The organism is Mycoplasma sp. 4463 (assembly GCF_048381515.1).
GTDB lineage: Bacteria > Bacillota_I > Bacilli_A > Mycoplasmatales > Metamycoplasmataceae > Mycoplasmopsis.
Genome location: NZ_JBLWID010000006.1, coordinates 16,044 through 28,604 on the forward strand (window position 1 = coordinate 16,044; position 12,561 = coordinate 28,604).

3 protein-coding genes are annotated in these 12,561 nt (G+C 27.7%); 1 reads left to right on the forward strand and 2 read right to left on the reverse strand.

Annotated features, from left to right (window positions below):
- Positions 1 to 194: 194 nt before the first annotated feature.
- Entirely contained in the window at positions 195 to 2,966 is a 2,772-nt protein-coding gene (locus ACNF36_RS00795; RefSeq protein ID WP_418303397.1) for a cation-translocating P-type ATPase, read from the forward strand.
- Between the two features lie 135 nt (positions 2,967 to 3,101).
- Here ACNF36_RS00795 and ACNF36_RS00800 read toward each other — a convergent pair whose 3' ends face one another.
- Both ACNF36_RS00800 and ACNF36_RS00805 read right to left on the reverse strand, forming a co-directional pair.
- On the reverse strand, positions 3,102 to 3,968 hold the full coding sequence (locus ACNF36_RS00800; protein WP_418303398.1) for a hypothetical protein: 867 nt from the start codon (positions 3,966 to 3,968) through the stop codon (positions 3,102 to 3,104).
- Between the two features lie 310 nt (positions 3,969 to 4,278).
- Positions 4,279 to 12,498 (reverse strand): lipoprotein 17-related variable surface protein, encoded by an 8,220-nt coding sequence (locus ACNF36_RS00805; protein ID WP_418303399.1) that lies wholly within the window; start codon positions 12,496 to 12,498, stop codon positions 4,279 to 4,281.
- Positions 12,499 to 12,561 lie beyond the last annotated feature (63 nt).

Sequence of the window (12,561 nt, forward strand, 5' to 3'; positions counted from 1 at the left end):
TTATCAACATTATCAAAATCTAAATAAAGCAGGAAAAACCTTTAATAATTGACCACTAGTTAAAGACTTTTAAGTCTATGTACTAGTGGTTTTAGTATTTTGTAGCTTCAAAATATTAAATTTAGCAAATCAGGAACAAAAGGTATAATTATTTAACTTATTTATAAGTTAAATTACATAAGAAAGGAGAAAAAATGGAAAACTTAACAAAAACTGATTTAAAACTTGGTTTAAGTTCTGAGGAAGCACTTAAAAGAAATCAACAATTTGGTTTAAACACAATTGAAACTAAAAAGAAAAAGAACATATTTTTAATTTTCTTAAATCAATTTAAAGATTTTATGATCATCATTCTTTTAATCGCTGCTGCATTTAGTTTTGGTGTTACTATTTGAGAACACGTTGATGATAGATTAAAAACAACTAGTGAAATCGCTATTGCATATATTGAACCATTCATCATTTTAGTAGTTGTAGCACTTAACTCTATGCTTGGAACTTATCAGGAAATCAAGAGCGATCAAGCTGTAGCTGCCTTAGCTAAATCTAATGAGCTTATGGCTAAAGTTATAAGAGATGGAAAAACAGTTATTATTCCATCATCACAAGTTACAATTGGTGATTTAATTGTAGTTGAAGCTGGAGATTACATCTCTGCTGATGCTGAATTAGTTGAATCTTACTCACTTAGTGTAGTTGAATCATCATTAACTGGTGAATCACTTGCTGTAGATAAAAAAGTTGGAACTATTCAAAACATTGAATCTTTACCATTAGGTGACAGATACAATCAAATTTACTCAAGTACATACGTTGTAAATGGTAGAGCAATTGCACTTGTAAAAGCAATTGGAGCTAACACAGAAATCGGAAAGATTAACTCATCTATCCAAGAACAAGAAGTTCAACTTTCGCCATTACAAATTAAATTAAACAAATTAAGTAAAATCTTCGGAATCGCTGGCGTTGTATTATTGTTTTTAACAACAATCTTACAAATTGTTTTAACAAACACAATTTCAAACACTTGAAATGAACCTCAAGTGTACTCAAACGCTGTTGTTATTGGTATTTCTCTTGCAGTAGCTGCAATTCCTGAAGGGTTAATTACTTTCACAACAGTTCTTTTAGCAATAGGTGTTTCAAGAATGACAAAACAAAATGCAATTATCAAAGCATTCCCTGTTGTTGAAACATTAGGTTCTACTTCAATTATTTGTTCAGATAAAACAGGAACTTTAACTGAAAACAAAATGACAGTTGTTAAATTCTTTGAAGCAGCTGATCCAAATAATAAAAACTTAGCTAAATCACAAACATTAGCATCATTTGTTGCTTGTTGTGATGCAGAAGTTACAAAACTTGAAAATGGTTACAACGAAGTCGGAGACCCTACTGAAACAGCTATCTTAAGATTTGGAATTGAAAATAACAATTCAAAAGATAGTTTCTATTCTAGATATAAAAAGATTTCTTCACTTCCATTTGATAGTGACAGAAAAACAATGTCAGTATTAATTGAAACACCTGAAGGTGGTAGAGTAATGATTACAAAAGGTGCTCCTGATGTAATCTTAGATAAATCAAAAAACAAAGCTGACGAATATTCACACATCAATGAACAATGATCAAACGATTCAATCAGAGTTATTGCTGTTGGATACAAAAAAATGAAACCTGATACAACTTCAATTAGTGTTGAAGATGAAAACGATTTAGTATTCTTAGGATTAATTGGAATGATTGATCCACCTAGAGCTTCAGTTAAAGCTTCAATCGAAGAAGCTACTGCAGCTGGAATCAAAACAGTTATGATTACAGGTGATCACCTAACAACTGCTATTTCAATTGCAAAAAGCTTATCAATTTTCAAAGATGGAGATATTGCAATTGATGGAAAACAATTAGCAGAAATGAGTGATGAACAATTATTAGAACAAGTTAAAAACATATCTGTATATGCTCGTGTAAACCCATCTGACAAATTACGTATTGTTAAAGCTTGACAAGCACACAATCAAGTTGTTGCTATGACAGGAGACGGTGTTAATGATGCTCCTGCTCTTAAAGCGGCAGACGTTGGTTGTGCAATGGGGATTACAGGAACAGATGTTTCTAAACAAGCTGCTGATGTTATTTTAACTGATGACAACTTTAACACCATTGTACACGCTGTAAAAAGTGGTAGAGAAACATTCGACAGAATTAAAACAGTTATCTTAAACTTACTTATTTCTTCATTAACAGAAATTATTGTTATGTTATTTGGTTTATTCATCTTTAGATTTATCTTTAAAGATGCAATCAATACAGCTGAATTTATTGTTCTTACAGCTGCACAATTATTATGAATTAACCTTCTTACACACGGACTTCCTGCTATTGCACTTGGAATGGTTCCAAATGAAGAAGATGTTATGAAACGTAAACCATTTAATAAAAATGATAGTATCTTCGCAAATGGAATGGGTATTAGTTTAATTATCCAAAGTTCAATCTTAGGATTTGTATCATTACTTTCATACTTATTTGTTGGGTTATATGCTCAATCACAAGGTATTAAAGGTGAATGATTTGTAAAACTTACATCTTCTGCTACATTCATTACATTAGGTATTGGTTCAAGTATTAACTCACTTAACTTAATGTCTTCAAAAAGCATTTTTGTAACAAACATTAAAAAATACTACTTAGTTTACTTAGCTTCAGCATTTAGCTTTATCTCTGTTGTTGCTTCAGCATTCATCCCAGGGCTCGCTTCAGTGTTTAGAAACGTTGATATTGTTGAGTTTGTAAATGATGGAAAATTAATTGATTTAAAAGCATCATACTCAGTTGTTTACTGATTAATTCCATTATTGCTTGGATTTGTGCTTACAGTTTCATTTGAATTCTACAAACTTTACAAATTTATTAAATTTAACCCTAACAATCACATAAAAGCTAAATTAGCAAAGAAAAACTAATTACCTTACAAATCACATAAACAGTTAAATTAATCAGTTTGACTGTTTTTTTACAATTTTTGCATAATTTTGCATATTAGAGTATAAAAAAACAGTACCATGTGAGTGATACTGAATTTTATTTAAATTAAATCATTATTTGTTTTTGTTTTTTCTTCTAGCAGCAGTCGCAATGAAAATACCACTTAAGAAGGCAATTAATGAACCAGCAACAACATATGGTCATACTAAGCGTGGAACTCTGTTAACTAATGATTTTTTAACAGCAGTTACTAAAACATTAAGATCTTTGATTTTTGAAACCTCAAGAGCTAATTGTTTCATATTTTTAACATCATCTGATTTTATGTCGCTTCTGTCTTTAAGTTGAATGTTGAAGTAATCGTATGTTGTTAATAATTTTTTAAACTCATTTAAGTTAGCTAAATCTAATTGTTTAGATGTTTTATTAAATTTGTATTCTGAAACTTTTGATGTTAAGTAGTCAACTAAGTCAAGTAAGTTTTGAGCTTTAGCAACTGCTTTTTCTCCAGATTCTTCTTTGTATGATTTTGAATTGAACATAGCAATTTTATTTTCAATTTGTTTTCTTAAAGCATTTGCTTTTTCAGTTCCATATGTACTTGCTAAGTATTGGTTTGTTAAGTTTTCTAACTCAGCTACTTGATCATCGTAGTTAGCTTTGTTTAAAGCTTTAGCATCTTCAATAGCTTTTTGTAGTTCTTCATTTGATTTAGCAGATTTAATAGCTTCAGAAGCTTTGAATTTTTCTGAATCATATGGATATGGTTCATCTGATAAGAATGATAAGTCATTAAGTGATTTAACTGCTTCATTCTTTGTATCATTGAATTTTAATCTTCCTTCAGGAGCATCAATTTCAGGATTTGTAGTTGTTACATTTTCAGTTGTCGCACTTACTGTTGTAAGTAAAGCAATTGGAGCTGTAACTCCTGCGCCTAAAGGTAAAAGAATTCATTTTTTCTTATTTTTTAAATTCATAAAATTTCCTTTTTCAATAAATACTTAAGGAAGCTAAAAATATTAATTTTTAAGCTAGAAAAGCACTTATTTTATTCTTTTCTTTTTTATAAGTCAAATATTCATATTAATTATACTTATAATTAGCACAAAATCAACCTTGAGGCATCTTTTTTTTTTTTTTTTTGTAAAAAGTAATTTTTTACATATTTTTACCCTTAAAGTTTCTCATTTATGAAATTTTTAGATTTTTAAAAAATACAAAAAAATCAGCACTATTTTTGTCTAGTACTGATTGATTTTGTTTGTTTATTAATCGTTAGTTAACTTCTTATTTCTTTCTACCAAATACAAAGATTAACATACCTATTAATCAAGTTGCAGCTGAAGCAGCTACGAAGTATGGCCAGATTAAGATTGGTGATGTTTCTTTTAATGATTTTACAATCGCTGTTGTAAGCACATTTAAGTTGTTAATCTTTGCAATATTAGAAATAATTTGTTTTAAGTTTTTAACATCATCAGCTTTAATTTGTGATTTCTCTTTTGTAGCAATGTTAAAGTAATTATTATCATTTAAAGCTTTTGAGAACTGGTCAATGTTGCTTAATGATGAAGCTTCTGATGATGTATTAAATTTAGGTTTTGATACATCTGTTGTGATGCAATCAACTAAACTAAGCAAGTTTTCAGATTTAGCAATAGCTTCTGCACCATTTGTATCTTCAAATGATTTAGCAGCAAAGTTTGCTAATGCTTCTTCGATTTTTTCTCTTAATTTATTTGATTTAGCTGTCCCATATGTACTTTGTAAGTATTCATTAGTTAAGTTATCTAATTCACTTACTTTTGTATCGTAGTTAGCTTTGTTTAAAGTTTTAGCATCTTCAATAGCTTTTGCTAATGATTCAGCATCTGTCGCGTTTTTAATAACTTCAGAAGCTTTGAATTTTTCAGAATCCGATAAGTGTGAAAGTTTAGCAAGTTCTTTAAGAGCTTCTTCTTTAGCAGCATCTAAGCTTACACTTCCATCAAGAGCAGCAATTGCATTGTTTAATTTATTTGTTAAATCAACGATATTATCTACTGACTCATTAAAGTTAGTAATATCTTTAATTGCTTCTACATTAGCTTTAGCTTCATCAAAGTTAGTTTTTGGTTGTTCTGAAGCTTCTGTGTAAGCAATTGTTTTTTGTGCTTTAGAAGCTTTATCTAGAGCTTCTTTAGCATTATTCATTAAAGTAGCATTGTTTACAATGTTATTTACATCTACAATAGCTTCTTTAGCATTAATATCAGCTTTAGCAGCATCTTTTTGTGCTTTAGATAAGTAACTTAACTTATCAATAGCAGCAATAGCATCTGCTTTAGCTTTTGCTAAGTTTGAATCTCCGTTTAATGCTTTGTGAGCATCTTTAAGAGTTTGCACTTTATCTTGCAAGTTTTCTACAGCGTTCTCAAAGTCTTCTTTGCTTTCTAATGAATTTAAATTATCTAATGCTGTAGTTAATGCATTTTGTTTATCTGCATCAGCTTCTTTGAATTGAACTTTTTCTTTAACTGGGGCAATATCTTTAATTGTTACTAGAGCTGCATCAACTGCTTCCGTATTTGAAACAATGTTATTTACATTGTCAATTGTGTTTTGTTTTTCAACTTTAGCTTTAGCAGCATCTTTTTGTGTTTCTGAGATGTTTTGTAATGCATCAATAGTTTTCTTAGCTTCTTTTTTATGCTTGTCTAATTCAGTTAAGAAACCACTTAAAGTAATAGTTTTAGATTGTTCTGATTCAATATCAGTTAAGTTTTCTTTAGTTGAAGCAATTTTATATTTAAAGGTAATTGAACCATTAGCATCATCAGCGCTTAACTCACTAATTTTTAAATTAACTTGATTAATCGCTTCATTATCTAAGTTCATATCAAAATATGTACTTAAATTATTTAATACTTCATCTTTATTAGCTAATAATTCTGAAGGTAAAATTTCAGCTTGATTATCTAATTTATATTCAACATGAGCTTGAATTGTATCATCAGCTAATAAATTATTAATTCTTTCTTGTTCAGTTAAAAATCCGTTAATAGTGAATTTTTTATCATCAACATGAATGTCATTTAAACCATCTCTTGTTGAATAAATGCTATAAGTACCACTTAAAGTACCATTTCTTTCATCACGAGTTTTATTACTAATTGTAATATTTGTAGTTTTAGCATCGTTTTGACTTAAATTACTGATAGTAATTGCAGTATTTGAAGCTTGTTTTTGATTTTTATCACTAACACTATTATTAAAATCAAAAACTAGATCTTCTAATCTTTGTAATTCAGTTTTAAAACCGCTTAATTTATTAGTATTATCACTTCTTGTTTCATTAACAACAATTTCTGCACCTTCTAAACCTGGTTTAGTTGATTGCAAGGTATAAGTTACTTTGATATATCCTTCACGATCATCACGTTCAGTAATAGTTAATGAATTTTCTTTAACTTTAATTTGATTTTGTTCTAAAGTTTCATTGTTGTTTAATTTAACAGTTACTTTTGAATCAATTACATCATTTTTATTATAAAGTGGTAAGTATTGATCACGATTTGTAAAATCAAGCACAATTTGTGGTAAGAAATCTTCAATTCTTCTTTTCTCTTCTTCGATATTAGTTAAGAAACCAGCAAAATTAACAGAAGTTGATTCTTTAGAAATTACTTTTTGTTCATTGAATTTTTCTTTTCAATTGCTTACTAATTTTTTCAAATCAGTTTGATCGGTATTTACTTGTCTATTTGAAATTAATTTGTATTTAACTCCAATTTCACCTGTATTATCATTAGCATCTGTTAGAAGTAAATCAGAGCTATGATCGCTTGTATTGTCGGCATTTTCTTTAATTGAAGCACTAAAATCATCTTTAGATAAAGTTGAAGCTTTTTGATTTGCTTTATTAACAGTGTTATTTAATGAAATATTATATGGATTAGTATCAACTAATTTATTTAATCTTTGTAATTCTGTTTCAAATCCACTAATAATAATTTCTTTAGTGTCAGAAACTACAGAAGTAAAGTCTGGTCTAGTTGATTTAATTTGGAAACTTAAACGAATTTCACCAGTTAAATCATTGTAACCAATAATTTTTTGATTAATAAATTCATAATCATCTTTATTTAATGTATCTCAAGTTCAATTAGTGGTTGCATCTGATAAACTTGAAGCTTGTTCATTTGCTTTATTTGGATAATCAATACGATAAAGAACGCCATTTTCAACTTTGTCACTAAAATCAAGAGAATTTAATCTTTCTTTTTCGATTTGCTCTAAAGTTTTAAAGCCACTTAAAGTACCTGATTTGTTATATTGACTGCTTGATGTTACATTATTCAAGTTTTGTGAATTTACCACACCTCTATTAGAAATAATTTGTCAAGTATAACTAATTTCACCTGTGTTATCATTAGCTGATTTTTCTACTACTTTTAAGTTATAGCTTGTATCTTGATTAGTTGCTAATTTATTTAAAATTAAATCTTTTAATAATTTTGATGCCGTTAATTTATTATATTTGTCGCTTGTAAGATTTTTAATTCCAGCTTCAATTGCTAAGTTTTGCATAATTTCATCAAGACGCATTTGCTCAGTTTTAAAGCCTTTAATTTGTGCATATTTATTTCCTGAAGTTACATCTTGATAAATTTCATCGCTTTTTTCAGAAACTAAATGGTATTGGATTCCGATATAACCTTCAATTTCATTTCTTGCATCAATATTATCAATTACAACTCTGGCTTCCGGATTAGTTTCTTGAATAGTTGCAATTACTTTTTTAATAACTGCACCTGAAGGTAAAGTTGTAATTTTATCTTCATAATCTAATACAACAGTTAAATTATTTAAGCGTTCTTTTTCTGCATCGCGATCTATTCTATCTTGCTCTTCTTTAGTTCTAAAACCATCAATTACTGAGTTTTTATTATTACTTTCAGGTGCAACAAAATTATCAATTTCTCAATTTGAAACTAATTCATTTTGTGTTTTAGTTGAAATTAATTTGAGATTTAAAGTATTTTCTCCAGCTTGATTATTTGGAGTAATTGAATTAATTTCTATATTAGCTTTGTTCGTAGTTTTTTTAGTTTCATCATAAGCATAATTATTTTTATTATTAGCTGGCTCAACTGAAGGTAATTGGTCCTTTTTAGTTCCATCAAAACTAATATCTTCTTTACTTAAAGTATTTAAAAGTTCATTTAATCTTTGACTTTCAGTTTTGAAACCACTAAGAATAATTTCTTTGGTATCAGATTCAATATTACTTTGATTACTTTTTAGTTTATATGAAAGTTTAATTTCACCAGTAATGTCATTGTAACCAATGATTTTTTTATCAATTACACTAACGTTAGAATCTTTAGCACTTAAAGTAATTTCATCGGCATTATAGTCAGAAGCTAATTTATTTTTAGTTACATTTGTATCTAAATCATCAATTCCTTTAGCATTTAAATTTTCTTTTTCTCTCTTATTTTCTTTTTCTCTTTCGCTATCAGTTTGAAAAGGGCTTAAAGAATAAGTTCTTGACTGAGAAACAATTTCATTATTTGGAACATCTGTTCGAGTAGATAAGAGATGATATTTGAAAGTAAGTGCACCGTTTTGGTTATCTCTTGCAGTAATTTCATCAATTATTAATTTAACTTTATTATTTGATCCTGCTAAATAACCAGATAATTGTGCTAATTTAACTTCATCTACAGTAGTTTTGTTTTGTGGTTTATCGCCATTAAATTCAAATTTTTTAGATCAATTTATTAATAAATCGTTTAATCTTTCTTCTTCAGTCATATAGCCATTAATAGTTATAGTTTTAAGATCTGAAGTAAGAACTTTACCGTTTTTATTACTTTGCACCACGAAATTAGCTACTAATGTTCCGGTTCTATCATCTCAAGATTTAATTGATTTAACCACAATGGTTTCATTTGAATGATCAACATTATCATTAGCATCAAAAGTAATATTAACTTCTGATAATTTATTTACAAATTCTGATGCTTGAGTAAGAGGATTAGGAGTTCCTAAAAAATTACTTGCATTATAGCTATTAATAGTTTTTTGCTCTTTTTCTTCGCTGGTCATAAATCCAGTTGTTTTAGTAGTTAAACTTTTGCTTGAAACAACTTTTTGATTATCTAAATTGTCTTTGGTTGATTCTAATTTATAAGTTACAATTGCTCCTCTTGGATCATCTGGATCAGATTCGATTTTATCGATAATTACTTTAGCATTATTATTTGGAGTAATAGAAGTTGTGAAATTATCTTTGTTTAAATCACTAACAGCAAAAGATTCTTTATCTGTGCCATTAAAATCGACAGTCTTAGTAACGGCTTCATCTTGAACTAATTGATCTAATCTTTCTTGTTCAGTTAAAGTACTTAGAGCATTATCATTATTTAAAGTATAAGTTTCACTTGATTGAACGCTTTCAAGATTTTCTTTAGTTGATTGATATTTGTAAGTTAAGTCTAATTTACCTGTTACTTCATTTCTATTAGTAATATTTAAATCAACCGGTTGAGCATCTTGTGGAATAGTATCATTATTAAATTCAATTTCTTCATTTGAAATTTCACTAGCTGTATCAGTGGTTTTTATATTATCTTTAACTTTAGCAGTTGCAGTACTTAATTGATTTAATCTTGCAACTTCAACTTCATAACGTTCTTGTCCATTTAAAGCATTAATTGCCGCTTTAATTTTTTCGTTTAAAGCATCAATTGTTTCTTTATTCATTAAATCAGAATTGTTATCAGTATTTAAGGCAGTTACTAAATCTTCTGCTTCTTTAATCGCACCACTTTTTACATTGTTATTTTTAGTTGGGTTACCGTCATAAGCAACTCTTAAAGCATTAGTGGTATAAGTATAATCATTGCTTGAAGTAACTTTTGCTTGATTAGAAATATAGTCTTTTAAAGTCTTCATTGAAGAATCCAAAGCTTTATTGGTTGTATCTTGATTATTAACATCTTCAATAGTATTTTGACTATTAATTAATTCAATTGCTTTTTCTTTTTGTTTTTGTGTTAAATATGAATATTCTGAATTAATTTTTCTAATCGCTTCATCTTTAGCAGCTTTTAATCTCTCATCACCATTTAAAGCAGCAACTGCATTATTGAGTGCTGTAGTTTTTTCTTTTACTTGTTCTAAAGTTAAATTAGGCCCACTTGTTTTATTAATGTCATTTTCTTTAGCAGTAATTAAATTTTCTAAAGTATTTTGATTATCTGCTTGAGTATAATCAGTAGTTGTTCTAATTGATTCTATATTAGCTGGACTTTGACTATAACTTTTCATAGCATCGTCAAGTTTTTTATTTTCGGCATCTTGATTATTAACAGCATTTACAGTTGTTAATGCTTCAATTTTATCAATTGCATCTTCTTTTTGCGCATTGTTTAAATATGTATAAGTATTATTTAATTTATTTTTTGCTTGTTTTTTAGCTTCTCATAGATTTTCATCACCGTTTAAATCTTCTTTCGCTTGTTTTAAAACTGTAATTTTTTGATTAATTTGTTCAATTGTTAAATTATCAGTTGAACTTGTTAAATCAGTGTTTCTTTGATCTAAAGCATTATCAAAAGCGGTTTTTTTATCACTATCTGCTTCAGTATAATCAGTGCTTTTCTTAATTGTTGCTACATTGGTTTCATCACTGTTTGAATCATCTTTGAATGTATTTTTATAATCACTCATTTTTTGATTCACTTTTTCTGCTTCAGTTAAAATTGCATTTAATTTTGTAGCGTCATTAATATTTTGATCATCAATTTTAGTTTTGAAATATTCTTTTTGTGCTGGATTTAAACTATCTAAATTATCTATTTTAGCTTTTGTAATTGTTTTAAGTAGAGGGAAATCATATGGATTAATATTTTGATCCATATTTTCAGAATTAATTAAAGTTTTATATGCATTTTTTTCTGTGTTTACTAAAGAAGTTTGATCAATTAAATTATTAGCATTTTCTTTCATTTTGCTAAAAATTTGTTGTTCAATTTTTTTAATTTTGGCACTTTTAGTTTGTTCGTCCAAATTTGAATCTTTATAAACGTTTTTAATTTGTTCACGATAAGGATCTTTTTGTTGTTCGTCAGTTCATAAACTAAATTTATTTATAATTTCTTCTACATTTGAATCTGCTTCAATTGAATTTTTGATCTCGTCTCCAATAGTTTGCAACTCAGCATAATTATCTGCATTATCACCCAAACTATCGATTCTTTCAGTATAGTGTTTTTTTTGCTCATCAGATAATGAAGAATCTGAAAGTATTTTTTGTAATTCTCCAACTTTTTCTCTATATTTTAATAAACCTTCTAATTTATCTTCAGCAACTATATAAGTACTTAGACCTGTCGCTAACTCTTGATTAGTAGTAGTTAAATTTAGTATTTCTTGTTTCTTCTTGTCTCAACCTGTACTACTAATTGTTCCATCAATAGCTGTGTTCAATTCATTTAATTTTTTTTGTAATTCTTTCAATTGAGTTGTTAATTTTTCTTTTTCACTATCAAAATCTACTTTTTCAGGCTCATCAGGTTCAAATTTATAATCAAAAGAAGCTTTTTTTGCTTGATAAGTAGCTAGTTTGGCTCTAATTTCAGCAATTTTGTTATTTATTCCAATTAATCCATTATCCCCTAATAAATCCAAAGCTTTGCCATGGTTTCCACCCTTAGCTTTTTCATCAGCATTTAAGTTTTGACTATTTTTTAATCAATTCAATAATGTATTACTTAAATCCTGTGGAATATTTCTATTTAAATTATTTGGATCACTTGAATCTACAGTTGCATTTTTTAAAATAGTTACAAAATTATCATAATATGCTCGTGGAGCATTATAAACTTCTTTTTTTAATTCTGCTTGAAGTTCGTCTAAAATAAACCTTTCAAATTCTTGAAAAGTATTAAATCTTCCACGATATTCACTAAGTGTTTTAAAAGTTGTTAAATCTTTTATTTTTTTATCAAATACTTCAATTGCTTTTTCAGCTGCATGATCTTCATCAGTAATGGCATCATTGGGCATAAATCTTCATTCAAGTGAACCTTTTTTGTTTTCGTAATAAGTATCATTATATAGATAATATCTATCTAAAAATCAATTTTCAATTTCTTGAATTCACTTGTTTTTAGAATTCTCATCATTAATTTGATTAAAACTTTGTAATTGAATAAAAAAATCATAAACTGATTGCAATTGATTTTTGTCAATTGCAAAATCTATTATTTCTTTATACTTTCTTGAAGTTTTGTGCTTTTTAGGCATTTTTAAATTACCAATTCATTGTTGGATTTCAGTTCAACTTTTTGTATCGCCCTTTTTTTGTTGTTCAATAAAAGTTTTTAATTCTTCGGCTGCCATTCTTTGAAACTCATTTCAATTTTCTTGATTGGCAGCAGTAATAGCTGAAACTGAAACTAATGATGATGCTATTATTGCACCAAAAGAAAGAAAAATTTTTCTACTTTTCTTCATTTTAATAACACACCTTTCCTATATATATATATATATATATATATATATATATAATTTTGAGTT